Genomic DNA, 23,990 nt, shown 5'->3' on the forward strand with positions numbered 1-23,990 from the left:
GTGTGCAGCGGATTGCGACGCTAGTGGCGGAAGGGGGCGAAGTGGGGAGCCGACAGCACGATGCCGCCGTGTCCCGCGATTGTCGGCAGTCGGCGAGCACGATACGTGCTCAAGAAACGACCCGTTCCGGCCACCGACGCCCGGCCACGCGACATGTGGCTTCCGCCGATCAGTGGCGCTGGTTCTTCGATGTTCTGTGGCGGTGCGCTGGGTGATGGCAGTGGAGCGGATGACGGGACGGAGCGTGTCGCTCAGTTGTGGCGGGCGCTCTCGTGGGAGCGGTGGCCGGCCGGTTCGAGTTGGAAGGTGCAGTGCTCCATCGAGAAGTGCTCGCCGAGACACTCGTCGAGGGCGTCCAGAACATCGCCGGGTCGGCGTTGGTCGATGCACTCCTCGTCGAGGACGACGTGGGCCGAGAGGGCAGCCACACCGCTGGTGATGGTCCAGGCGTGCAGGTCGTGCACGTCCAGGACGCCGGGGACCTCGCGGATGTGGTCACGAACCTTGTCGAGGTCGAGGCCTTTGGGGGTTGCCTCCAGGAGGATGCTGAGGACATCGCGCAGCAGCGGCCAGGCGCGGGGAAGGATGAACAGGCCGATCGCGATGGAGGCGATGACGTCGGCGCGGGTGTACCCGGTGGTGGCGATGACGATGCCGGCGGCGATGACGGCGGCGGACCCGATGAGGTCGCCGAGGACCTCCAGGTAGGCCCCGCGCACGTTCAGGCTCTCGTGCTGCCCCGCGCGCAGGATGAGCAGGCTCGCCAGGTTCGCGCACGCCCCGGCGACCGCGACGGCGAGCATGAGGCCGGTGGCGACCTCGGGCGGGTCGTTCCACCGCCCGATGGCCTCGACGATCACCCAGATCGCGAGCCCGCCGAGCAGTAGGGCGTTGGCCATGGCGGCCAGGATCTCGGCGCGCTGCAGCCCGTAGGTGCGGGCCTTGGTCGCGGGGCGGGCTGCCAGGGTGGAGGCGATCAGGGCGATCGCGACGCCGGTGGCGTCGGTGAGCATGTGCCCGGAGTCCGCGAGCAGCGCCAGGGACCCTGAGACCAGGCCGCCGACGATCTGGATGCCCACGACGCTGAGCGTGATGACCAGGACGAGGACCAGACGCTTGCGGTGCTGGCCTGTCGCGGTCCCGTGGCTGTGGGTGTGTCCGGCGCTCATGAGAGCCCCTCGCTCGCGGAAACGGGTGCGCGCAGACGCCCTATCCCCGGCACGAACCGGCCGACCCGGCTCGCGTACTGGGCGTAGTGGTCCCCGTGGGTGCGCCGCAGGTACGGCTCCTCGACCACGCGGACCTGCAGCTGCACCGCCAGCACCAAGCACACCAGCGCGGCCGCGGTCACTGCGGTGGGAACGGGCAGGGTCAGGCCCGTCAGCGCGGTCACCATCGCGGCGAAGACGGGGTTGCGCACGAGCGCGAACGCCCCCGAGGTGACCAGGGCGGTGCGCTCGGTGGGGTCAACGCCGATCCGCCAGGAGGACCCCATCCCCATCTGCGCGGCCAGCACCGCCAGGAACCCGAGCACCGTGATCAGCGCCCCGAGCCCCTGAAGTGCGGCGGGCAGATGGGCGGAGGCTGGTCCCACGCCTGCCAGGAGCAGCGTGGGACCGGCCGCGGCGAGGACGAGGGCCGCGGTGAACAAGATCCCTGCCCACCACTGAGCCGAGCCGGGAGCACCGAACAGGCCCCGGTATCCGCTGGTGCCGGTGCGCCGCCGGTGCAACCAGGTGCGCACCCCGAACGTGGTCAGCACGCCGAGCAGGTACAAGCTCAGCCCGAGGACGGCGGCGCTGTCAGTCGTCATCGTCGTCGTCCTCCTCGAGGAGCTCACCCTCCCAGGCTTCCTTGCCTTCGTGGATCGCGAACGCGGCGATCACGAAGGCTGCGACCGGGTCGAGCCACGCGGCCCCGGTCAGCTGGAACAGCACGACGCCGGCGAGGGTGGAGATGCTCAGCAGCACACAGATCCGGGTCTCGGCGGCGTCGGCGAGGATCAGGTTGTCCCCGAGCGCCAGGCCGACCTTGCGCTTCATCGCCGCCAGGACCGGCATCACCACGATCGAGGCCACCAGCAGCACGATCACCGGGGTGGAGGTCTGTGGGGCCTCGCCGCCGATCAGGCTCCGCACGCCCTCGAACGTCACGTAAGCGGCCAGGAGGAAGAACGTCGCGGCGACCGCCTTGAGGGTCAGGCGCTCCTTGCGCTCGTCCGGCTCGCCGTGGCGCAGCCGGCTTGCCAGACGCACCCCCACCAGCACCGCGGCGATCGACTCGATGCCCGAGTCGATGCCGAAGCCGACCACCGAGACCAGGCCCGCCAGCAGGCCCAGGGTGATCGCAGCGACGCCCTCAGCGACGTTGTACGCCACCGTGAACTGCGCGAGCCGCAACCCGCGGCGGGTCAACCGCTCGACCTCGAGCGCGTCCAGTGTGCCGGTGCCGCTCACGCCGACACCTCAGTGTTCGCCGTGGCTGCGGTGCCGAACGTGGGGCACAACGTCACCGCGTCCCCTGTCAGCCCGAGCAGCCGCTCTGCCGAGGCCAGCAGGTCCAGCAGCGCCTCCGGGTGCGTGAGACTGAAGACCGATGCCCGCGCCTGGGGTCGAGAAGTGACCAGGCCGCAGTCGCGCAGGCACGCCAGGTGCTTGGACACCGTCGACTGCGCCAGCCCCAGGTGCTCGGTCAGCTCGACCACCCGATGCTCACCGAGCGCCAGGTGACGCAGGATCGTCAACCGTGAGGGGTCACCGAAGCCGCGGAACAGGCACGCCGCCGCCTCCAGTGCCGCGCCCTCATGAACAACGGACGCATCACCGTTGGTCTCTGTCATCGTCATACGGCGATGTTAGCGCCAGTGACGACCTGTAACGGCGCGATGAAGGGCGACGGGGTGGTGGGCACCTGCTGGGTGGGGCTCAGCTGGGCCGCGGCGCGTACATGATGACCGCGACGCCGAGCAGGCAGATCGCGGCGCCGACGACGTCCCAGCGGTCGGGCTGGAACTTGTCGACGACCATGCCCCAGGCGAGGGACCCGGCGACGAAGATCCCGCCGTAGGCGGCCAGGATCCGTCCGAAGTTCGCGTCGGGCTGCAGCGTGGCGACGAACCCGTACGCGCCCAGGGCAACCACGCCGGCACCGATCCACACGGCGCCGCGGTGCTCGCGCACCCCCTGCCAGATCAGCCACGCACCGCCGATCTCGGCGACGGCGGCCACAGCCAACAGGAGCAGAGAGCGCAGCACGGTCATGGTGAGCAGTCTCGCGTGCGGGTCAGCTCGCGGCCGCGGCGCGTTCCATCGGCAGGCCGGCGGCGGACCAGTCGGCCAGCCCGATGTCCGCGTAGTAGCGCATTGTGGTGGCCGGGACCCCGACGATCCCGGCGGCCTCAGCGAGGCGGTAGCTTTCTTGCCGCGACCGCGGTCCTTCCGTCCGAGTCGAAGGTCAGCCTGTCCCGGTGCGTGACGTGGACAGGGTGCTGCCGGTGCTGGTCGCCCGCATGCGGTGTCCGTGCTCGCCGCGGTCTTGGCGGCGGGCTTGGGCGGACCGCTGTGGCCCCCTGTCTTCGCGTAGGTCCTGGCGGTCGCCGCGCCGCCGGACGAAGGGGGGGTGGGTCGTCAGGCGCAGCAGCTTGTTGGCGTATCGGTGCGGAACAGTCCGGCGGCGAGGCGCAGCGCCTCGCTCATCGTGAGATAGGGCGCCCAGGTGTCGGCGATGTCGTCGATGGTGAGGCCGAACTTGATGGCGTAGGTGGCGGCGAGCATGAGTTCCCCGGCGCCGTCGAGCGCGGCGTGGACGCCGAGGATCTGGCGGGTGTGGGCGTCGGTGACGAGCTTCAGGACGCCTCGGGGGTCCTGGTTGACCAGGGCGCGGGGGATGTCCTGGGCGGTCAGGACGCGGCACTCGCAGGTGTGCCCGAGTTCGAGGGCGCGCCGTTCGGTCAGTCCGGCCGAGGCGATCTGGGGGGTGGTGAACATGACGCCGGGAAGGCCGCGGTAGTCGATCGTGGTGGGTTCGCCGAGGGCGCCGGCGGCCGCTGCGTGTCCGGTCCGCGCGGCGACGTAGACGTACTGAGGTGCTCCGGTGACGTCGCCGGCAGCGTAGATGCGCGGGTTGGTGGTGCGCTGGTGGGCGTCGACGACGATGAAGCCGCGGTGATCGCTCGTGACGCCGGCGCCATCGAGCCCGAGGTCGCTGGTGTCGGCCGACCGGCCGGTCGCGACGAGCAGCCGGTCGCCGGTCGCCTCGTGGCCGCTGGCGGTGCGCACGAGGACCGTGTCATCGGACCCACGCTCGACGGCGACGGCGTGCTCCTCGACCAGGCGGATGCCGTCGGTGAGGAACGCCGCCCGCAGCACGTCGGCGACCTCGGGCTCGGTATGCGGCGCGACCCGGCCGACCAGGGTCACCTGCACTCCGAGGTGGGACCACAGCTGCGCCTGCTCGAGCCCGACGTAGCCACCGCCGATGACGACCATCGACCCCGGCAGCTGCTGCTGCTCCATCGCGGTGGTGGAGGTGAGGTAGGCGACGTCGTGCAGTCCAGGCAGGTCCGGCAGGTGCGGCGCGGCACCCGTGGCGATGACGTAGGCCGCCGCCCGGACCGGCTCGCCGTCGACGTGCAGCGTCACCTCGTCGACGAACCGCGCGTGCCCGTGCCGGATCGGGAAGCCGTGCGCGGCGGCGACGTCTTCGTACTTGGCCTGCCGCAACCTATCGATCAGGTCCTGCTTGCGCCCCATCAGCGCGGGCACGTCGATGTCGCCGGCGGTGGTGGGGACCATCGGGAAGGGGTTGGTCAGGGCGCGGTGGTGCTGCCCGGCGGCGGCCAGCAGGTTCTTGCTCGGGATACACCCGATGTTCAGGCAGGTCCCGCCGAGCGGGCCGTGCTCGACGAGCAGGACGCGCTTGCCGCGCGAGCGGGCTTCGATGCCGGCGGCCATCGCTGCCGCGCCGGTGCCGACCACGACCAGGTCCCACGTGCTCTCGTCCATGGTCCGGGACGGTAGAGGTTCCAGTGCAGAGGAAGGTCAAGGCGTAGTGTCGGTGAGGTGAGGATCGGGGAGGTGGCCGAGCGCGCCGGCCTGACCACGAAGACGCTGCGGTTCTACGAGCAGGCCGGGGTCCTGCCGGTGCCCACCCGGACGGCCGCTGGATACCGGGACTACGACGAAAGCGCGCTCGCGCGGCTCGGGTTCGTCCGCGCCGCTCAAGCGGCCGGGCTCACCCTTGCTGAGGTCCGCACGGTCATCGAGGTGCGTGAGGACGAGGGCCCACCGTGCGAGCACGTCACCGCCCTGCTCGACCGGCATGCCGCCGCGCTCGACGAGCGCATCGCCGAGCTCAAGGCGACCCGCGCGGAGGTTCGGCGGCTGCGGGCCCGCGCCGCCACCCTGGACCCCGCGGCCTGCCGCGAGGATGGCGTCTGCCAGGTCCTACCGACCGGCACACCCGCCGCCACGCAGCCGCCCGCCACCGCGCAGAGACCACGCACAACCGGCAGATGAACACCCCCGGTGTCGACCCGAACTCAGCCAACCGGTGGCGCTGACGCCCGGGGCTGATGCACGAGTAGGTGACACCCACCTGTGGCGCCGTAGGCGCCGCTGGAAGGATGTGCACTGTGCCCAGGCCTTATCCGAAGGAGTTCCGCGACGATGTCGTGGCTGTGGCTCGCCGCGGGGATGCTCCGATCAAGCAGGTCGCGGCGGACTTCGGTATCGCCGAGTCGTGTCTGCGCAACTGGCTGCGGGATGCCGACGTCGCGGACGGCAACCGGCCCGGGGTCACCCGGACCGAGTCGGCCGAGCTGCGCGAGGCGAACCGGCGGATCCGCCTTCTCGAGCAGGAGAACGAGGTCCTGCGCCGAGCGGCGGCCTACCTGTCCCAGGCGCACCTGCTGGGTAAAGGCTCTACCCGCTCGTGAGCGAGCTCGCTGCCGACGGGGTTCCCGTGGCGGTCACGTGCCGGGTCCTCAAGCTCGCCAGGCAGCCGTACTACCGCTGGCTCGCCGCTCCGGTCGGTGCCCGTGAGCTCGACGAGGCGCACCTGGCGAACGTGCTGTTCGATGCTCACCGGGACGACCCGGAGTTCGGCTACCGGCTGCTGGCCGACGAGGCCGCCCGCGCCGGGCACCGGGCATGCGACCGGCGGGTGTGGCGGACCTGCGCGGCCAACGGCTGGTGGTCGGCGTTCGGGAAGAGGCGGGTCCGGGGTGGCAAGAAGGCTGGCCCGCCGGCCCACGAGGACCTCGTACTGCGCAGGTTCCGCGCTGACGGGCCGAACCGGTTGTGGCTGTGGGACATCACCGAGCACCCCACCGCGGAGGGCAAGGTCTATCTCTGCGCGATCAAGGACGTGTTCTCCAACCGGATCGTCGGGTACTTGATCAGCGACCGGATGACGTCCCAGATCGCGGTCAACGCGCTGGTCAGCGCCGTTCAACGGCGCCGCGACGTCGCCGGGTGCGTGGTTCACTCGGACAGGGGCAGCCAGTTCCGCAGCCGTAAGGTGGCCCGCGTCCTTGCCCGTCAAGATGTGGTCGGGTCGATGGGCCAGGTCGCCTCCGCGGGCGACAACACCGCGATGGAGAGCTTCTTCTCGTTGCTGCAGAACAACGTGCTGAACCGGCGCCGGTGGACCACTCGCGCGGACCTGCGGATCGCGATCGTCACCTGGATCGAGAGGACCTACCACCGCCGCCGACGCCAGCACCGACTCGGACGACTGACACCGATCGAGTTCGAGACCATCATGACCACTCAGGTCGCACTCGCCGCCTGAGACCACCTGTCACCTACTCGTGCACCAGCCCCTCTTGCCCGACTGCCGCGGTCGAGGCTACGGCCGGGTGCTTCTTGCAGCCTTCGTCGAGCACGAGCGCTGTGCTGGTGTCTCGCAGTCCCCCTCGCCGTCACAGATCACGATCAGGTGAAGTGCCGACGCGCGGGAAGCAGGGGGAGCCCGACGGAGTGGTGGACCCTCGACGTGCGCCACGCACGGCAACGCCCGCCGGGCCGCGCAGCCGGGCCCGGCGGGCGTCGCCGCGTCACGCCACGGACGGCACCGGGGTCGGCACGGTCATGGGGCGTGCGGCGATGTGGCCCTGGCCCGCGACGTCGTGCGCGAGGCGGACGACGTGCGCCGAACCGTCGGGCTCGACCTCGACGGTGGTGACGGAGGCGTTGGGCAGCGGCACGAGGCCGACGGGTGCGATGGTGGCGAGCCAGGCGCCGAGCGCGAGCCCGTGCCCGACCACCAGCGCGTGGCCGTCGGGGTGGGTGTCGGCGATGCGGGCGAAGGCCTCGCGGGTGCGGCGCATGAACCCGTCGGCGGGCTCGCCGCCGGGCAGGCCGGGGTGCGTGCCGGCGAGCACGTCGCGCACCAGGTCGGACCACGGCACGACCGCGTCGAGCGCGGACTCCGGGCGTCGCTCGTAGGTGCCGAAGTGGTACTCCCGCAGGTCGCGGTCGGTGCGCAGGCGCAGGTCGGGGTGGTGCCGCAGGATCTCGACGGCCGTGGCGACGGCGCGCCCGGACGGGGAGGACCATGCGGCCGTGAACGGGACGGTGGCCAGGTGGGCGGCGGTGCGCCGCACGCCGTCGCGGCCGTCGCGGGTCAGCGGGGAGTCGGAGTGGCCCTGCAGGATGCGGCGCGCGTTGAAGTGCGTGCGCCCGTGCCGCACGAGCGTCAGTGTGAGGGTCATCGGTGCCCTTTCGTGTCGTCGGTCGTCGTGACGCTAGGGCGCGGACGTGTCGTGCGGACGACGGGCGTGTGACAGGTCGGCGACGGCACCGCGGCACGCGGGGTGAACCTCGCCGGTGCGCCCGGGGAGGGACGTCCCGGCGCGCGGGCGAAGTTGAGCGGAATAGACTCAACTTCGGAACCCGTTGGGTCCGAGGACAGACATCGCACGACGTGCGGCACCCGACGGCCGCACAGGGAGGCTCACGTGGACGCGAAGCTCACCACCCGCTCGCAGGAGGCGCTCGGCGACGCCATCCAGTCGGCCGGCGCCGCAGGCAACCCCCAGCTCGAGCCCGCGCACCTGCTCGACGCGCTGCTGCGCCAGGACGGCGGCGTCGCCAACGGCCTGCTCGACGCCGTCGGCGCCGACCGCGGCGCCCTCGGCCGCCAGGTCCGCGGCATCCTCGTGAACCTGCCCTCGTCGACCGGCAGCACCGTCAGCCGGCCCGTCGTCTCCCGCTCCATGGAGGGGGTCATCGACGCCGCCGGTGCCGAGGCCCGCACCCTCGGCGACGACTACGTCTCCACCGAGCACCTGCTGCTCGGCCTCGCCGCCGGGCAGACCGGCGTCGCCGACGCCCTGCGCGCCGCCGGTGCGTCCCGCGACGCGCTGCTCGCGGCCCTGCCCACCGTCCGCGGCGACGCCCGCGTCACCAGCCCCAACCCCGAGGGCACGTACAAGGCCCTCGAGCAGTACGGCGTCGACCTGACGCAGCGGGCCCGCGAGGGTCGCCTCGACCCCGTGATCGGCCGCGACGCCGAGATCCGCCGCGTCGTGCAGGTGCTCTCGCGCCGCACCAAGAACAACCCCGTCCTCATCGGCGAGCCCGGCGTCGGCAAGACCGCCGTCGTCGAGGGCCTCGCCCAGCGCATCGTCGCCGGCGACGTCCCCGAGTCCCTGCGCGGCAAGACCCTCGTCTCCCTCGACCTCGCGTCGATGGTCGCCGGCGCCAAGTACCGCGGCGAGTTCGAGGAGCGCCTCAAGGCCGTCCTCGCCGAGATCACCGCCTCCGACGGGCAGGTCGTCACCTTCATCGACGAGCTGCACACCGTCGTCGGCGCCGGGGCCGGCGGCGAGGGCGCCATGGACGCCGGCAACATGCTCAAGCCCATGCTCGCCCGTGGCGAGCTCCGCCTCGTCGGCGCCACCACCCTCGACGAGTACCGCGAGCGGGTCGAGAAGGACCCCGCCCTGGAGCGCCGCTTCCAGCAGGTGTTCGTCGGCGAGCCCACCGTCGAGGACACCGTCGCGATCCTGCGCGGCCTGAAGGAGCGGTACGAGGCGCACCACAAGGTGACGATCTCCGACGCCGCGCTCGTCGCCGCCGCGACCCTCTCCGACCGCTACATCACCGGCCGCCAGCTGCCCGACAAGGCCATCGACCTCGTCGACGAGGCCGCGTCGCGCCTGCGCATGGAGCTCGACTCCTCCCCGGTCGAGATCGACGAGCTCCAGCGCGCCGTCACCCGCCTGGAGATGGAGGAGGTCGTCCTCGCCGAGGCCGACGACCCCGCGTCCGTCGACCGGCTCGAGCGGCTGCGCGCCGACCTCGCCGACCGCCGCGAGGACCTCGCCGCGCTCAACGCCCGCTGGGAGAAGGAGAAGGCCGGGCACAACCGCGTCGGCGACCTGCGCGTGCGCCTCGACCAGCTGCGCGCCGACGCCGAGCGCGCCCAGCGCGACGGCGACCTCGCCACCGCCGGCCGGCTCCTCTACGGCGAGATCCCCACCGTCGAGAAGGAGATCGCCGCCGCCGAGGCCTCCGAGGCGTCCGGTGCCGAGCAGGACACCCCGCAGGGCGTGCCGATGATCGCCGAGAAGGTCGGCCCCGACGAGGTCGCCGAGGTCGTCGCCGCGTGGACGGGCATCCCCGCGGGACGCCTGCTGGAGGGCGAGACCGCCAAGCTGCTGCGCATGGAGGAGGTGCTCGGCGGCCGGCTCATCGGGCAGGCCACCGCCGTCGCCGCCGTGTCCGACGCGGTGCGCCGCGCCCGCGCGGGCGTCGCCGACCCCGACCGGCCCACCGGGTCGTTCCTGTTCCTCGGGCCCACCGGCGTCGGCAAGACCGAGCTGGCCAAGGCGCTCGCGGACTTCCTCTTCGACGACGAGCGGGCGATGGTCCGCATCGACATGAGCGAGTACGGCGAGAAGCACTCGGTGGCGCGCCTGGTCGGGGCGCCCCCCGGGTACGTCGGCTACGAGGAGGGCGGCCAGCTCACCGAGGCCGTGCGGCGCCGGCCGTACTCGGTGGTGCTGCTCGACGAGGTCGAGAAGGCGCACCCCGAGGTGTTCGACGTGCTGCTGCAGGTGCTCGACGACGGGCGGCTGACCGACGGGCAGGGGCGCACGGTCGACTTCCGCAACGTGATCCTCGTGCTCACGTCGAACCTCGGCTCGCAGTTCCTCGTGGACCCGCTGCTGGACGAACCGTCGAAGCGGGACGCCGTGATGGGTGCGGTGCGGGCGGCGTTCAAGCCGGAGTTCCTCAACCGGCTCGACGACGTCGTGCTGTTCGACGCGCTGAGCCTGGAGGAGATCGGGCACGTCGTGGAGCTGCAGGTCGCGGCGCTGGCCCGGCGCCTGGCCGACCGGCGCCTCGCGCTCGACGTCTCGCCCGGCGCCCGCGAGTGGCTCGCGATCGAGGGGTACGACCCCGCGTACGGGGCCCGGCCGCTGCGCCGGCTCGTGCAGAAGGAGATCGGCGACCGGCTGGCGCGCGCGCTGCTCGCGGGCGAGGTCCGCGACGGCGACACCGTGCACGTCGACCTCGCCGACGGCGGGCTGTCGGTGCGCGCGACGCGCTGAGGGACGCGCCGGAGGCTGTGCGCGGCGCGGGCGGGCGTGTGAGCATCGTGCAGGTGCACCCCGTCCTCGCCGCGCCCGTCCCTGCCCTCCTGACGTCCCTGCCCGCGTCGACCGGCAGCCCCGAGCTCACCGGCCTCGCCGGGTGGGTCGTCTCCGTGATCGACGCCCTCGGCCCGGTGGGCGTGGGCCTGCTGGTCGCGATGGAGAACCTCTTCCCGCCGATCCCGTCCGAGGTCGTGCTGCCCGTCGCGGGCTACGTCGCGTCCCAGGGCGGCATGCACGTCGGGTGGGCCATGGCGGCGGCGACGATCGGTGCGCTCGTCGGTGCGCTCGCGCTGTACGGCATCGGCGCCGCCGTCGGGCGGGTGCGCATCCGCCGGTGGATCGACCGGATGCCGCTCATGGAGGTCGAGGACCTCGACAAGGCCGAGGCCTGGTTCGCCCGGCACGGCGGTGCGGCGGTGCTGATCGGCCGGTGCGTGCCGATCGTCCGCAGCCTCATCTCGATCCCCGCGGGCATCGAGCGCATGCCGGTGGCCACGTTCGTCGTGTTCACCGCGATCGGCTCGGCCGTGTGGAACGGCGGGCTCGTGCTGGCCGGGTACCTGCTGGGCGCGCAGTGGGAGGACGTCGGGCACTACTCCGACATCCTCAACTACGTCGTCTACGCGGTGATCGTCGTGGTGGTCGTGCACTTCGTGTGGAGCCGGACGGGGTCGCGCGCGGTGCGCCGGCGCGCGGCCCGCGAGCAGGCGGCCCCCGAGGCCTGACGTCCGGCCCTCGGCCCGCGCGCGCCGGTCAGGGGGCCGGGGTCGCGGTCCCGTCGGTGAACGAGCCCGTCACCGGCGCCGGCGGCACCGCCAGGCACAGGCCCGTGCGGTCGCCGCGGCGCCAGCCGGCCTCGGTGGGGGCCCAGGTCACCAGCGTCACGCCCGCGGCGCGCTCGTCGTCGGTCAGGGTGCAGCCCTGCGCCACGCGGCTGTCGGCCGCGTCCTGCCCGCCCCACACCGCGGCGGGGGAGAACTGGAACGTCGAGACGACCTGCGCTGCGTGCGGCTCCGCGCACGGCACCACCCGGACCCGCTCGACCGGCCCGTCCGCGGGCAGCTCCGCCAGGCACGAGCCCGTGACGAGCTGCTGCACGTGCGCGTCGCGCGGTGCGTCGACGTCCGCGGCCAGCGGGCGCTGCTGCGCGACGGTCAGCGCGACGGCGACCCCCACACCCACGAGCGCCAGGGTCCAGAACGCCCCGAGCGCGACGCCCGCCACGGCCATGCCGCGTCCGCGCGTGCCGGCCCGGCGCGTGCGGACCAGCCCGGCGACGCCGAGCGCCAGGGCCGCCGGTCCGAGGGCGAGCAGCCCCGTGACGAGGGCGGCGATCGCGGTCGGCTCGTGCGGGGGAGCGGGCGGCTGCCAGCCCGGCGCCCGGTGCACGGCCGCGTACGGGTCGTCCAGCGCGGGCGCCCCGGTGTCCCAGCCCGACGCCGAGACCGGCTCGGGTGCGCGCGGTGCCGGGCCGCCCGGCGGCGGGGGAGCGGTCGGGTCCTCGGACGGGCTCATGACGGCAACCTAGACCAGCGCGGCCCGCGCGGGCGCCGACGCGTCCCGGTCCGGGCGACGCGGCCTGGCGAGCCGGTCGGCGCGGTCAGTCCGCCAGGTCGAGGACCACCGGCACGTGGTCCGACGGCTGCTTGCCCTTGCGCTCCTGGCGCTCGATCGTCACGCCCTGCACGCGTGCCGCCAGCGCGGGCGTGGCGTACGTGAGGTCGATGCGCATGCCCTGGTTCTTGGGGAACCGCAGCTGCTGGTAGTCCCAGTACGTGTACGTGTGCTCGGCGGGCACGTGCTCGCGCGAGACCTCCGTCCACCCGGCGTGCGCGAACGCCGCGAACGCCTCCCGCTCGGCGGGGGTCACGTGCGTGCGGCCGGCGAAGAAGTCCACGTCCCACACGTCGGTGTCGAGCGGGGCGATGTTCCAGTCGCCCACCAGCGCGGTCTGCGCCTGCGGGTCCGCCTCCAGCCAGCCCGCGGCCGCGTCGCGCAGCGCGCCCAGCCACGCCAGCTTGTACGCGTAGTGCGGGTCGTCGATCTCGCGCCCGTTCGGCACGTACAGGCTCCACACCCGCACCCCGCCGCACGTGGCGCCCAGCGCGCGCGCCTCGGCCGCGGCCGGGTCGCCCCACGTCGGCATGCCGGGGAAGCCCACCTCGACGTCCTGCACGCCGACCCGGGAGAGGATCGCGACCCCGTTCCACTGCGAGAACCCGTGCGTCACGACCTCGTACCCGAGGGCCTCGAACGGCTCGCGCGGGAACGCCGCGTCCTTGACCTTCGTCTCCTGCAGCGCGAGGACGTCGACGCCCGTGCGCTCGAGGAAGGCCACGGCACGGTCGGTGCGGGCCCGGATCGAGTTGATGTTCCACGTGGCGACGCGCATGGTGCCGAAGGCTACCGGGCGGGTCCGACGGGCGGCCCGGCCGGTCCGGCGCCGCGTCCCGCCCGCGCGCCGCGCGGTCGTCGCCCGCCGCGCCACCGGTGTCCGGTTCGTCCGAATCAGTGATCTGCGCCTCCGACCATGGACGACGTGCGGCGCGCGGGCTACCTTTCACGCGCGAGCCGTCACCCGGCACGGGAACGGCCCCCTGCCGCCCACCCTCGGGCCGTGCCCGCGCACCCCTCACCTGGCACTGCACCGCGGAGGACCCCGATGGCGCCGGATCTGCACGGCCGGCACGTGCTCGTCACCGGCGGCGCGAGCGGGATCGGCCGCGCGGTCGTCCTGCGGCTCGCGCGCGCCGGCGCCGACGTCGCGTTCACGCACCTGACCCACGACCCGGCACCCGTCGTCGACGCGGTGCACCGCCTGGGCCGGCGCGCGTCCGCCGTGCAGCTCGACGCGCGGCACAGCTGGGACGTCGACGCCGCGGTCCGGCAGGCGGCCGACGCGCTCGGCGGGCGGGTCGACGTGCTCGTCAACAACGTCGGCGGGCTCGTCGAGCGGCGCCCCGTCGTCGACACCGACGACACCCTCTGGCACCGCGTGCTCGACCTCAACCTCTCGTCGGTGTTCTACGCGACGCGCGCGACGCTGCGCCTCATGCCCGACGGCGGCCGCGTCGTCACCGTCGGCGCGCAGGCCGCGATCAGCGGCGGCGGCACCGGGTCCGTCCCGTACGTCACCGCCAAGGCGGCGCTCGAGGGCTTCACCCGTGCGCTGGCCCGCGAGCTCGGGCCGCGGCGCATCACCGTCAACGCCGTCGCGCCCGGGTTCGTCACGAGCACCCCGTTCCACGCCACGCACACGCCCGAGCCCGCCCAGCGCGCCGCTGTCGCGGGCACCGCCCTCGGGCGCGCCGGGCAGCCCGACGACGTCGCCGAGGCCGTCGCCTACCTCGCCTCGGACGCCGCCGCGTTCGTCACCGGCGCCGTGCTCGACGTCAACGGCGGGGCCGGCTTCCGCTGACGCGCGCCGCACCGCGCCGCCCCGCTCCGGGAGCCCCCGGACGCGACGACGCCCGGGCGCCTGCGCGGCACCCGGGCGTCGTCCTCGTGCAGTCCTCGTGCAGGAGGGGTCAGCGCACGTCGTCGTCGACCCAGTCGAACGTCCGCGTCACGGCCTTCTTCCACAGCCGGTACTGCCGGTCGCGCTCGTCGGTGTCCATCGAGGGCTCCCAGCGCTTGTCCTCGGCCCAGTTGTCGATGACGTCCTGCTCGCCCGACCAGTAGCCCACCGCGATGCCGGCCGCGTAGGCGGCCCCCAGCGCCGTGGTCTCGGCGACCTTCGGACGGATCACCGGCACGCCGAGGATGTCGGCCTGGAACTGCATGAGCGCCTCGTTGGCGACCATGCCCCCGTCGACCTTGAGCTCGGTGAGGTCCACGCCGGAGTCCGCGTTCATCGCGTCGAGCACCTCGCGCGTCTGGAAGGCCGTGGCCTCCAGCGCCGCCCGGGCGATGTGCCCCCGGTTGACGTACCGCGTCAGGCCCACGAGCGCGCCGCGCGCGTCCGAGCGCCAGTACGGGGCGAACAGGCCCGAGAACGCGGGCACGAAGTACGCACCGCCGTTGTCCTCGACCGTGGCGGCCAGCGCCTCGATCTCCGGGGCGGAGGAGATGATGCCGAGGTTGTCGCGCAGCCACTGCACCAGCGAGCCGGTCACGGCGATCGACCCCTCGAGCGCGTACACCGCGTCCTGGTCGCCGATCTTGTACGCGACGGTCGTCAGCAGGCCGTTCTTGCTCGGCACCGGCTCCGTGCCGGTGTTGATGAGCATGAAGTTGCCCGTGCCGTACGTGTTCTTCGCGTTGCCGACCTCGAAGCACGCCTGCCCGAACGTCGCGGCCTGCTGGTCGCCGAGGATCCCCGCGATGGGCACCCCGGCGAGCAGCCCGCGCCCGCGGCCCTGGCCGTACACCTCGGACGACGAGCGGATCTCGGGGAGCATCGACATCGGGATCTTCATCTCCGCGGCGATCTCCTCGTCCCACGTGAGCGAGGCGACGTCCATGAGCATGGTCCGCGACGCGTTGGTCACGTCGGTGACGTGCACGCCGCCGTCCGGCCCGCCCGTCATGTTCCACAGCAGCCACGCGTCGGTGTTGCCGAAGGCCAGGTGCCCCGCCTCGGCCTTCTCGCGCGCACCCTCGACGTTGTCGAGGATCCAGCGCACCTTCGGCCCCGAGAAGTACGTCGCCAGCGGCAGGCCGACCTTCGCCTTGTACCGCTCGGCGCCCCCGCCGAGGGCCGCGAGCTCGTCGCAGATCTTCTGGGTGCGCGTGTCCTGCCAGACGATCGCGTGGTAGACGGGCTCGCCGGTGCGGCGGTCCCAGACCACGGCGGTCTCGCGCTGGTTGGTGATCCCGACGGCGGCGATGTCGGTGTTCTGCAGGCTGGCGCGGCCGAGCGCCTGCCCGACGACCTCGCGCACGTTCGTCCAGATCTCCGTCGCGTCGTGCTCGACCCACCCCGCCTGGGGGAAGATCTGCTCGTGCTCCTTCTGGCCGGTCGAGACGATCTGACCGGCGTGGTCGAAGATGATCGCGCGCGAGCTGGTGGTGCCCTGGTCGATCGCCATCACGTACGTGTCGGACATGGGTGTGCCTCCTGGAGGGGGCCCGACGTCGGGCCCGGGGCGGGGTGGGACGGGGACGGGGTGGCTCGGGGTCAGACGAGGTAGACGCTGGCGAGGAGCCCGGCGAGGACGCCGCCGACGAGGGGGCCGACGACCGGCACCCACGCGTAGGCCCAGTCGCTCGAGCCCTTGCCGCGGATGGGCAGCAGGGCGTGCGCGATGCGCGGACCGAGGTCACGCGCCGGGTTGATGGCGTACCCCGTGGGGCCGCCGAGGCTGGCGCCGATGCCGACGACGAGCAGCGCGACCGCGAGCGGCCCGAGCTCGGCCGGCGTCTTGGCGAACGCGAGGACGACGAAGACGAGCACGAACGTGCCGATGACCTCGGTGACGAAGTTCCAGCCGTACGAGCGCAGCGCGGGACCGGTGGAGAACACCGCGAGCTTGGTGCCGGCGTCCGCGTCCTCGTCGAAGTGCTTCTTGTACGCCAGGAACGCCAGGGCGGAGCCGATCGCGGCGCCGGTCATCTGGGCGACGACGTAGAGGAAGCCGTTGGCGGCGGTCACGTCGAGCCCGCCCTCGGAGAAGGTCTCCGCGCCGCTGGCCCAGATGCCGATGGTCACGGCCGGGTTCAGGTGCGCCCCGGACTTGTACGACGCGTAGACGCCCGCGAACACCGCGAGCCCCCACCCGAAGTTGATGAGCAGCCACCCGCCGCCGAAGCCCTTGGTCTTCGGGAGGATGACGTTCGCGACGACGCCCGCACCGAGCAGGAGCAGCAGTGCGGTGCCGACGATCTCGGAGACGAGGATGTCACTCGTCGAGTAGTCCACGGTCGACCTCTTTCGTTGACGTCGTTGTCACGGGTGCCCGTCGGCGGACCGGCGGGGCGGTCTGTGCGTGTGCCAGGTGGTGCGGGTGCCGGGTGGTGCGTGTGCCGGGTGGTGCACCGGCGACCGGGTCCGGCGGAGACCCGGTCGCCGGGGTCCTCAGGTGCCGGCCGGGCCGGACGCGCCGCGGCCCGCGGGGGAGCCGGGCTTCGTGCCGGCGCCCGCGCCGTCGCCGAGCGGCAGCAGCGGGGCCAGGTCGGGTGCCGCCAGGCGGACCCGCTCGGCGGCCGCGTCGTCGGTCTCGAGGGCCGCGGCCTCCTCGGCCGCGCAGCGGGCCCGGTACGCCTCGATCTCGGCGGCCCGGGTCGCGTCGTCCCAGCCGAGCACGGGGCCGACGAGGTCCGCGATCTCCTCCAGCGCGCCCACGCCCTTGTCGGCCTGCTCGTAGTTCAGGCGCGTGCGGTGCATCATCACGTCGTCCAGGTGCAGCGCACCCTCGTGCGTGACCGCGTAGAGGACCTCGGCGCCGATGTACGCCGGGGCGTGCTGCAGCGGCTCGGCCAGCTCGGGGCGCTCGTCGACGAGGTCCGTCAGCTCGTGCAGCAGCGAGCCGTACCGGTGCAGCAGGTGGTCCATGCGGGGGCGGTCCCACCCGTAGCGGGCGGCGATCGCGCGCGCCTGGCGCTGCACGACCTTGAGGCCCTCGGCGCCCACCAGCGGCACGTCGGTCGTGATCGACGGCAGCACGGTCGCACGGGACCCGATCGCGAAGTCCACGGCGTCCTTGGCCATCACCCGGTAGGTCGTCAGCTTGCCGCCCGCGATCACCGTCAGGCCCGGCGTCGGGGACGCGACCGTGTGCTCGCGCGAGACCTTCGCCGACGACGTGCCGGCCTTGGTGCCCGGCTGCAGCAGGGGCCGCAGTCCCGCCCACGTGCCGATGACGTCCTCGCGGGTCAGCGGCCGCGCCAGCACCTGGTTGGCGTGCTCGATGACGTAGTCGATGTCCGCGCTGGTCGCCACGGGGTGCGTGAGCTCCTGCTCCCACGGGGTGTCGGTCGTGCCGATCACCCAGTAGCGCGACCACGGGATGATGAACAGCACCGACTTCTCGGTCTGCAGGATCAGGCCGGTGTTGCCCTCGATCCGGCTGCGCGGCACCACGATGTGGATGCCCTTCGACGCCAGCACCCGCAGCCCGCCCTCGGTGCGGGCGAGCTGCTCGGTCTCCTCGGTCCACACCCCGGTCGCGTTGATGACCGCGCGGGCCCGCACGTCGATGTGCTCGCCCGTCTCCAGGTCCACGACCTCGGCGCCGGTGACCGCGCCGCCGCTCGTGGTGTGCAGCTGCACGACCTGCGTCCGTGACGCGGCGTGCGCGCCGTAGCTGGCGGCCGTGCGCGTCAGCGTCGAGACGAGGCGGGCGTCGTCGACGCTCGCGTCCCAGTACCGCACCGCGCCGATCGCGGCGTCGTGGCGCAGGTCGGGGAACAGCCGCTCCATGCCCTTGCGCGACAGGTGCTTGTGCATGGGCATCGCCCGCCGGGTGCCGGAGACGCTCGCGAGCGTGTCGTACAGCGCCACGCCCGCGCCCACGTACGCGCGCTCCCAGACCCGGTTCTCCAGCGGGTAGAGGAAGCTCACGGGCTTGACCAGGTGCGGGGCGAGGCGCGTGATCAGCAGGTCGCGCTCCGTGAGCGCCTCGCGCACCAGGTGGAAGTCGAGCATCTGCAGGTAGCGCAGCCCGCCGTGCACGAGCTTGCTCGACCGGCTCGACGTGCCGGCGCCCCAGTCCTGCGCCTCGACGACCGCCGTCGACAGGCCACGGGTCACGGCGTCGAGCGCGATGCCCGCCCCCGTGACGCCGCCGCCGACGACGAGGACGTCGAGCTCGCTGTCGCGGCCGGAGCTGCGTCGCAGGGCCTCGAGCGCGTCCTGACGGGCCTGCACGGTCAGGGGTGCGGTCCTCATGGGGCGGTCCTCCGGGCGTTCGGTCGACGGCGCACGCCGGGGGCGTGCAGCCGTGCGGTGCGGTGGTGCAGCAGGTCGGGTGCCAAGTCGTCGCGCTCTGGTCGCCCGACCTGGACGGCCTCGCTATGGTCGTCACGGTCCGAACGGACGCGCAACTTCAGTGCACGAACGTGCACGAGGTTGAGGCGCGGGTGACCATGGGATGGTCCGTCGGAGGGGAGCCCTGGGGTGTTCGTCGAACGAGAGCAGGACGTGCTGCGCGCCGCGTCGATGTACTACCTGCAGGACCTCAAGATGGAGGTCATCGCCCGCCACCTCGGTACGTCGCGCTCGACGGTGTCGCGCCTGCTGAAGAAGGCCCGCGAGACCGGGCTGGTGGAGATCACCCTGCGCCCCGCGAGCACCCGTGCACCCGGCCTCGGCCGGTCCATCTCCTCGGCCTTCGGCATCGAGACCTACGTCGTGCCCGTGCCCGACCACGCCGGCTCCGTCGAGCGCCTCGACCAGGTCGCCATGACCGCCGCCCGGCTCCTCGGCTCCTGGTTCGACTCCGACATGGTCCTCGGCGTCGCCTGGGGCACCACCCTGGCCGCCGTCTCCCGCTACCTCGCGCCCAAGCCGACGCGCGGCGCCGCCGTCGTCCAGCTCAACGGCGCCGCGAACATGCGCACCTCCGGCGTCGAGTACGCCAGCGACCTCATCTCGTCCTTCGGGTCCGCGTTCGGCGCCGCCGTGCACCACTTCTCCGTGCCCGCCTTCTTCGACTACCCCGACACCAAGGCCGCGATGTGGCGCGAGCGGTCCGTGCGCCGCGTCCTCGACATGCAGCGCCGCGCCGACATCGCCGTCTTCTCCGTCGGCGCCGTCGCCGGTGCCGTCCCCTCGCACGTGTACTCCGCCGGGTACCTCGACGAGGCCGACGTGCGGCACCTGCACGCCGAGGGCGTCGTCGGCGACGTCTGCACCGTCTTCCTGCGCGCCGACGGGTCCTGGCGCGACGTCTCCCTCAACGGTCGCGCCACGGGCCCCACCCCCGCCGAGCTGCAGCGCGTGCCCCGCCGCATGTGCGTCGTCGCCGGCGACAACAAGGTCGCGCCCCTGCTCGCGGCCCTGCGGGCGCACCTGGTCACCGACCTCGTCGTCGACGAGGTCACCGCGACCGCGCTCGTCGAGGCCGCGCCCGGGCGCCCCCACGCGCGTCCACGGGCGGCGCGCACGCCCTGAGGCGCCCGGACCGTAGGTTGGACCCGTGAGCAGCCCCGCACCGGTCGACGTGCGACCCGCCGTGCCCGCCGACGTGCGGGCGATCCACGCGCTCGTCGAGCCCTACGCCACCGAGCGCATCCTGCTCGCCAAGGAGTGGGTGGGCTACTACGAGGCCGTCCAGGAGTTCCTCGTCGCGCAGGCGCCCGACGGCGACGGGACGGTCGTGGGGTGCGGCGCGCTGCACGTCATGTGGGAGGACCTCGCCGAGATCCGCACCCTCGCCGTCGCACCCGCCTGGCGCGGGCGGGCCGTCGGCCACGTGCTCGTCGACGCCCTGCTCGACCGGGCCCGCGCGCTCGGCCTGCGCCGGGTGTTCTGCCTGACGTTCGAGGTCGACTTCTTCGCCCGGCACGGCTTCGAGGTCATCGAGGGCACGCCCGTCTCGCACGAGGTCTACGCCGAGCTGCTGCGCTCGCACGACGACGGCGTCGCGGAGTTCCTCGACCTGGCCCGCGTGAAGCCCAACACGCTCGGCAACACGCGGATGCTCGTGCACCTCGACCGCTGACCGGGCCGGCGTCGCACGAGGGAGCGGTCGGCGGCCGAGGTGGTCCCGCCGTCCCGCGCCCGGTCAGGGTGCTGCATCTCGCTCGGCGGCCATCGTCGCCGCCGCGGCGATGACCTCCGCCGTCTCGCGCGGGCGCGACCACATCGGCCAGTGGCCCGTCGGCACGTCGACCCACGTGACGTCCCGCAGCTCGGAGAGCCCGCCCACCCACGCGTACCCCGCCGCCACCGCCTCGCGCACCTGCTCCGACGAGTACGACGTGCACATCACGACCGTCGGCACGTCGCGGCGCGCGTCGTCCGCCAGCTGGGGCGCCTCACGGATCGCACCGCCCGGCTGCGGCACGGCCCGCGCGCGGAACCGGTCCAGGTGCTCGGGCGTCAGCCCGTCGATGCTGTTGCCGTCCTCCACCAGCGCGTCCCACGCCGGCAGCGGCAGCTCCACCCCGTCGAACGACGGGTCGAGCGCACCGGTGCCCGGCCCCGAGTCGACGTAGACGGCGGCGGCGACCAGCTCCGGCACCCGGTCCGTCGCCGCGTAGCCCGGCACGCCCGCACCGCTGTGCACCGCGAGCACCACCGGCCGCCCCGCCGCACGGACCGCGGCGACGACCGCGTCGACGTGGTCCGCGAGGTGCACATCCACGCGGTCCTCCTCGACCGAACCGAGGCCCGGCAGCGTCACCGCGTGCACCTCCAGGCCGTCCTCGCGCAGCAGCGCCGCGACCTCGTCCCACGCCCACGCCCCGAGCCAGAACCCCGCGACCAGGACGACCGGCGGCCGCCCGTCCCCGCCGGGTCCCTGCTCCGCTCCAGCCCCTGTGCTCGTGCTCATGCGGCCACCCCCTCGTCGTCCCGCCGTCGGGTGCGACGCTACGACCGGCCGCCCACAGCGGCACGCACGGCGCCGAGCCTCAGACGCCGAGCCTCAGCCCGGCAGGCGGTACGTCGGCGGGTCGTCGACCGACGCCGCGGGCACACGCTCGACCAGCCCGTCAGCGACCAGCCCGTCCACGCACCGCGCGAGCTGCCCGGCGTCCTGCCAGACCGCATCCACGGCCGCGGCCGGCACCGGGCCGAGGGCCTCGCGCAGCAGCGCCATCACCCGACCCCGCACCTGCCGGTCCGTGCCCGCCCACGCCTGGGTGCGCCGCCGGTGCGCGTGCACGTCGCCCGGGCGGCCCGCCGCCAGCCACCGGCACCGGTCCCGCACCGGGCAGGCGTCGCACCGCGGGGCGCGCGCCGTGCACACCAGCGCCCCCAGCTCCATCGACGCCGCCGCCCACCGGGCCGCCGTGGCGTCGTCGTCCGGCACGTACCCCGCCGCCAGCCGCGTCTCCGCGGCCGTCTGCGTCGGCGCGGGCAGGGCCTCGCCCGCGACCGTGCGCGCCAGCACGCGCCGCACGTTGGTGTCGAGCACCACCGACCGCCGCCCGTACGCGAACGCGAGGACCGCCGCCGCCGTGTACGCCCCGACCCCGGGCAGCGCCAGCAGCTCCGCCTCCGTCGACGGCAGCACGCCGCCGTGCCGCTCCACCACCGTGCGCGCGCACTCCTGCAGGCGCAGCGCCCGCCGCGGGTAGCCCAGCCGGTCCCAGGCGCGCAGCACGTCCGCGGTCGACGCCTCCGCGAGCTCGGCCGGGCCCGGCCAGCGCTGCATCCACGCCCGCCACGCCGGCTCGACCCGCACGACCGGGGTCTGCTGGAGCATCACCTCGCTGACGAGCACCCCCCACGGCGTGCGGTCGGCGGCACGCCACGGCAGGTCCCGCGCGTGCTCGGAGAACCAGGCCAGCACGGGTGCGCGCAGGTCGTGGGGCGCGGGCGGGGCGTCGGGGAGGAGCACGCCTCATCGTGCCCCACCGGTGACAGCCCGGTGCCCGCCCCCTGGTGTCGGCGCGCGCCCCGGCCCCGCGGCCTCGTACCGTTGTCGCCGCACGCCCACCTACCTGCGCGACGGAGGACCGATGGACGACCGGCACGACCCGCGGCCCGTCCGCCGCCTGCCGGCCCGCGTCTACTGGGTCCGTCGCCTCGTGGTCCTCGGGCTGCCGCTGCTGCTCGTGGGGATCCTGGTCGGCTGGCTCGTGGGCCGCGGCGGCGGCACGCCGGTGGCCACCGGGTCGCCCACCAGCACCCCGACGGGGTCGGCACCCGCCACGCCGACGGACGCGGGCACCACCGACGCCCCCGACGGCGGTGTGGAGGACTGCGCGGACCCCGCGCTGACCGTCGCGATCGAGCCGACGGCGGCGGCCTTCGGTGCGGGCGAGGAGCCGACGTTCGAGGTCACGCTGACCAACACCGGTGCCGACCCGTGCCTCGTCGACGCCGGTGAGGCGGCGCGCACGATCGTGGTGACCTCGGGCGACGACCGGGTGTGGTCCAACCGCGACTGCCTCGGCGAGGACGTGCCCGAGCGCACGCTCCTGCTGGCGGGCGACCAGTCCGACGTCACCACGTTCACGTGGACGCGGGTCCGCTCGGCGGAGGGCTGCCCGGACGGCCTGCCGGAACCTGGTGCCGGCTCCTACGCGATCGGCCTCGAGGTGCAGGACGTCGAGGCTCCGGGCGCGACCTTCGGCCTCGGCTGACGTCCGGGCACCCCGCCCGGGTCAGGCGCTGCTCGCGCGAGCCGCGGCGCCCGGGCCAGTCCCGGCGCCCGGGTGAGACCTGGCGCCCGGGTGAGACCTGGCGCCCGGGTCAGACGTAGCGCTCGAGGATGGACGACTCGGCGAGCCGCGACAGACCCTCGCGGATCGACCGCGCCCGCTGCTCGCCCACGCCGTCGACGGCCATGAGGTCCTCGATCGTCGCGGCGAGGAGCTTCTGCAGGCCGCCGAAGTGGCCGACGAGGCGGTCCACCACGCCCACGGGCAGGCGCGGGACCTTCGACAGCAGGCGGTAGCCGCGCGGGCCGACCGCCGCGTCGAGGGCCTCGCCGGCCCCCGGCAGCCCGAGCACCCGTCCGATGTGCGCGATGTCGAGGAGCTGCGTCGAGTCGAGCTCGGCGAGCGCGTCCAGCACCGCCTCGACGGGGCGGCGGCCCGTGTCGACGTAGTCGCGGATGACGAGCTCGCGCTCGATCCCGACGCCGCCCACGAGCTCGTCGAGCTGCAGGGTCAGCAGGCGCCCGTCCGTGCCGAGCTCGACCACGTAGCCCGCGATCTCGTCGGAGATGCGGCGCACCATCTCCAGCCGCTGGACCACCGCGGACACGTCGCGGACCGTGACGAGGTCCTCGATCTCCAGCGCGGAGAGCGTGCCGCTGACCTCGTCGAGGCGCGCCTTGTAGCGCTCCAGGGTGGCGAGCGCCTGGTTCGCGCGCGACAGGATCGTCGTGGAGTCCTCGAGCTGGTGGCGCAGGTGGCCCACCCAGATCGCGATGATCCGCATCGACGCGGACACCGAGATCACCGGCAGGCCCGTCTGCTTGGCGACCCGCTCGGCCGTGCGGTGACGGGTGCCCGACTCGCTGGTCTCGATGGACGGGTCGGGCAGCAGCTGCACGGCCGCCCGCACGATCCGGCCGCGCACGGGGTCGAGGACGACCGCGCCGTCCATCTTCGCCAGCTCGCGCAGCCGCGTCGCGGAGAACTCCACGTCGAGCACGAACCCGCCGGAGCAGAGCTGCTCGACGGTCGGGTCCATCCCCAGCACGATCAGGGCGCCCGTACGGCCGCGCAGGATGCGCTCGAGGCCGTCGCGGAGCTCGCTCCCGGGCGCGACGGCGGCGAGCGTGGACCTCAGCAGGTCCTCCTGAGCGGCGTGTGGCACGCGGGA

General features: G+C 73.8%; 23 protein-coding genes. 8 read left to right on the forward strand and 15 right to left on the reverse strand.

Annotated elements, in window-relative coordinates:
* Positions 1-251 precede the first annotated feature (251 nt).
* The 6 genes from BKA21_RS13050 to merA form a co-directional block, all read right to left on the reverse strand.
* Positions 252-1,169 carry a cation diffusion facilitator family transporter gene (locus BKA21_RS13050; RefSeq protein ID WP_140459517.1) on the reverse strand — a complete coding sequence of 306 codons (918 nt, stop codon included), beginning with the start codon at positions 1,167-1,169 and terminating at the stop codon, positions 252-254.
* Positions 1,166-1,813, reverse strand: coding sequence for a methyltransferase family protein (locus tag BKA21_RS13055; RefSeq protein ID WP_140459518.1), 648 nt, complete (start codon positions 1,811-1,813; stop codon positions 1,166-1,168). Before BKA21_RS13055 ends, BKA21_RS13050 begins: the two co-directional genes overlap by 4 nt.
* Positions 1,803-2,456 (reverse strand): cation efflux transmembrane domain-containing protein, encoded by a 654-nt coding sequence (locus BKA21_RS13060; RefSeq protein ID WP_140459519.1) that lies wholly within the window; start codon positions 2,454-2,456, stop codon positions 1,803-1,805. Before BKA21_RS13060 ends, BKA21_RS13055 begins: the two co-directional genes overlap by 11 nt.
* The gene (locus BKA21_RS13065) at positions 2,453-2,845 is read right to left on the reverse strand and encodes an ArsR/SmtB family transcription factor (RefSeq protein WP_140459520.1); all 393 of its coding nucleotides are present in this window, start codon (positions 2,843-2,845) and stop codon (positions 2,453-2,455) included. The genes BKA21_RS13060 and BKA21_RS13065 overlap by 4 nt, the downstream gene beginning before the upstream one ends.
* Positions 2,846-2,924: 79 nt before the next feature.
* Positions 2,925-3,260, reverse strand: a complete 336-nt coding sequence (locus tag BKA21_RS13070) for a YnfA family protein (RefSeq protein ID WP_140459521.1) — start codon at positions 3,258-3,260, stop codon at positions 2,925-2,927.
* A 366-nt stretch (positions 3,261-3,626) separates the two neighbouring features.
* Positions 3,627-5,003, reverse strand: coding sequence for a mercury(II) reductase (gene merA, locus BKA21_RS13075; protein ID WP_140459522.1), 1,377 nt, complete (start codon positions 5,001-5,003; stop codon positions 3,627-3,629).
* Positions 5,004-5,075: 72 nt separating this feature from the next.
* Between merA and BKA21_RS13080 the strand changes: the two genes are divergently transcribed.
* Positions 5,076-5,516: a MerR family DNA-binding protein gene (locus tag BKA21_RS13080; RefSeq protein ID WP_140459523.1), complete on the forward strand. Its 441-nt coding sequence runs from the start codon at positions 5,076-5,078 to the stop codon at positions 5,514-5,516.
* A gap of 116 nt (positions 5,517-5,632) precedes the next feature.
* Positions 5,633-6,792, forward strand: a protein-coding gene (locus BKA21_RS13085; RefSeq protein WP_373308172.1) for an IS3 family transposase whose coding sequence is annotated in 2 segments (ribosomal slippage) — positions 5,633-5,914 and positions 5,917-6,792 — 1,158 coding nt in all. Because the reading frame shifts where the segments join, the coding sequence is not laid out codon by codon here.
* 265 nt (positions 6,793-7,057) lie between these two features.
* Here the strand turns inward: BKA21_RS13085 and BKA21_RS13090 are convergent.
* The gene (locus BKA21_RS13090; RefSeq protein WP_140459524.1) at positions 7,058-7,714 is read right to left on the reverse strand and encodes a histidine phosphatase family protein; all 657 of its coding nucleotides are present in this window, start codon (positions 7,712-7,714) and stop codon (positions 7,058-7,060) included.
* A gap of 246 nt (positions 7,715-7,960) precedes the next feature.
* On the opposite strand from BKA21_RS13090, the gene clpB reads away from it, so the two are divergent.
* Both clpB and BKA21_RS13100 read left to right on the forward strand, forming a co-directional pair.
* A complete protein-coding gene (gene clpB / locus BKA21_RS13095; RefSeq protein ID WP_140459525.1) occupies positions 7,961-10,561 on the forward strand; it encodes an ATP-dependent chaperone ClpB in 2,601 nt (866 codons plus the stop codon).
* 38 nt (positions 10,562-10,599) lie between these two features.
* Positions 10,600-11,331 carry a DedA family protein gene (locus BKA21_RS13100; RefSeq protein ID WP_239072821.1) on the forward strand — a complete coding sequence of 244 codons (732 nt, stop codon included), beginning with the start codon at positions 10,600-10,602 and terminating at the stop codon, positions 11,329-11,331.
* A 28-nt stretch (positions 11,332-11,359) separates the two neighbouring features.
* Here the strand turns inward: BKA21_RS13100 and BKA21_RS13105 are convergent, their stop codons facing one another.
* Positions 11,360-12,121 carry a DUF4190 domain-containing protein gene (locus BKA21_RS13105; RefSeq protein ID WP_140459526.1) on the reverse strand — a complete coding sequence of 254 codons (762 nt, stop codon included), beginning with the start codon at positions 12,119-12,121 and terminating at the stop codon, positions 11,360-11,362.
* Between the two features lie 85 nt (positions 12,122-12,206).
* Positions 12,207-12,998: an exodeoxyribonuclease III gene (locus BKA21_RS13110; RefSeq protein WP_140459527.1), complete on the reverse strand. Its 792-nt coding sequence runs from the start codon at positions 12,996-12,998 to the stop codon at positions 12,207-12,209.
* A 270-nt stretch (positions 12,999-13,268) separates the two neighbouring features.
* On the opposite strand from BKA21_RS13110, the gene BKA21_RS13115 reads away from it, so the two are divergent.
* A complete protein-coding gene (locus BKA21_RS13115; RefSeq protein WP_140459528.1) occupies positions 13,269-14,024 on the forward strand; it encodes an SDR family NAD(P)-dependent oxidoreductase in 756 nt (251 codons plus the stop codon).
* A gap of 109 nt (positions 14,025-14,133) precedes the next feature.
* Here BKA21_RS13115 and glpK read toward each other — a convergent pair whose 3' ends face one another.
* The 3 genes from glpK to BKA21_RS13130 form a co-directional block, all read right to left on the reverse strand.
* Positions 14,134-15,654, reverse strand: a complete 1,521-nt coding sequence (gene glpK, locus BKA21_RS13120; RefSeq protein ID WP_140459529.1) for a glycerol kinase GlpK — start codon at positions 15,652-15,654, stop codon at positions 14,134-14,136.
* A gap of 71 nt (positions 15,655-15,725) precedes the next feature.
* Complete coding sequence (locus tag BKA21_RS13125; RefSeq protein WP_140459530.1) at positions 15,726-16,466, reverse strand: MIP/aquaporin family protein; 741 nt, start codon at positions 16,464-16,466, stop codon at positions 15,726-15,728.
* A gap of 156 nt (positions 16,467-16,622) precedes the next feature.
* Positions 16,623-18,434: a glycerol-3-phosphate dehydrogenase/oxidase gene (locus tag BKA21_RS13130; RefSeq protein ID WP_140459531.1), complete on the reverse strand. Its 1,812-nt coding sequence runs from the start codon at positions 18,432-18,434 to the stop codon at positions 16,623-16,625.
* A gap of 228 nt (positions 18,435-18,662) precedes the next feature.
* Between BKA21_RS13130 and BKA21_RS13135 the strand changes: the two genes are divergently transcribed.
* Positions 18,663-19,658 carry a sugar-binding transcriptional regulator gene (locus BKA21_RS13135; protein WP_140459532.1) on the forward strand — a complete coding sequence of 332 codons (996 nt, stop codon included), beginning with the start codon at positions 18,663-18,665 and terminating at the stop codon, positions 19,656-19,658.
* Positions 19,659-19,683: 25 nt separating this feature from the next.
* Positions 19,684-20,208, forward strand: a complete 525-nt coding sequence (locus BKA21_RS13140; RefSeq protein ID WP_140459533.1) for an amino-acid N-acetyltransferase — start codon at positions 19,684-19,686, stop codon at positions 20,206-20,208.
* A gap of 63 nt (positions 20,209-20,271) precedes the next feature.
* Here BKA21_RS13140 and BKA21_RS13145 read toward each other — a convergent pair whose 3' ends face one another.
* Together BKA21_RS13145 and BKA21_RS13150 are read right to left on the reverse strand one after the other, a co-directional pair.
* Positions 20,272-21,042, reverse strand: a complete 771-nt coding sequence (locus tag BKA21_RS13145) for an alpha/beta fold hydrolase (RefSeq protein ID WP_140459534.1) — start codon at positions 21,040-21,042, stop codon at positions 20,272-20,274.
* 93 nt (positions 21,043-21,135) lie between these two features.
* Positions 21,136-22,053, reverse strand: coding sequence for an iron-sulfur binding domain-containing protein (locus BKA21_RS13150; RefSeq protein WP_275406392.1), 918 nt, complete (start codon positions 22,051-22,053; stop codon positions 21,136-21,138).
* A 121-nt stretch (positions 22,054-22,174) separates the two neighbouring features.
* Here BKA21_RS13150 and BKA21_RS13155 point away from each other — a divergent pair, with 121 nt between their 5' ends.
* Positions 22,175-22,801, forward strand: coding sequence for a hypothetical protein (locus tag BKA21_RS13155; RefSeq protein ID WP_140459535.1), 627 nt, complete (start codon positions 22,175-22,177; stop codon positions 22,799-22,801).
* Positions 22,802-22,910: 109 nt separating this feature from the next.
* On the opposite strand, the gene disA is transcribed toward BKA21_RS13155, so the two are convergent.
* Positions 22,911-23,984 carry a DNA integrity scanning diadenylate cyclase DisA gene (gene disA, locus BKA21_RS13160; protein WP_140459536.1) on the reverse strand — a complete coding sequence of 358 codons (1,074 nt, stop codon included), beginning with the start codon at positions 23,982-23,984 and terminating at the stop codon, positions 22,911-22,913.
* Between the last annotated feature and the right edge of the window lie 6 nt (positions 23,985-23,990).

Origin of the sequence: Cellulomonas oligotrophica (assembly GCF_013409875.1) — a bacterium.
GTDB lineage: Bacteria > Actinomycetota > Actinomycetes > Actinomycetales > Cellulomonadaceae > Cellulomonas > Cellulomonas oligotrophica.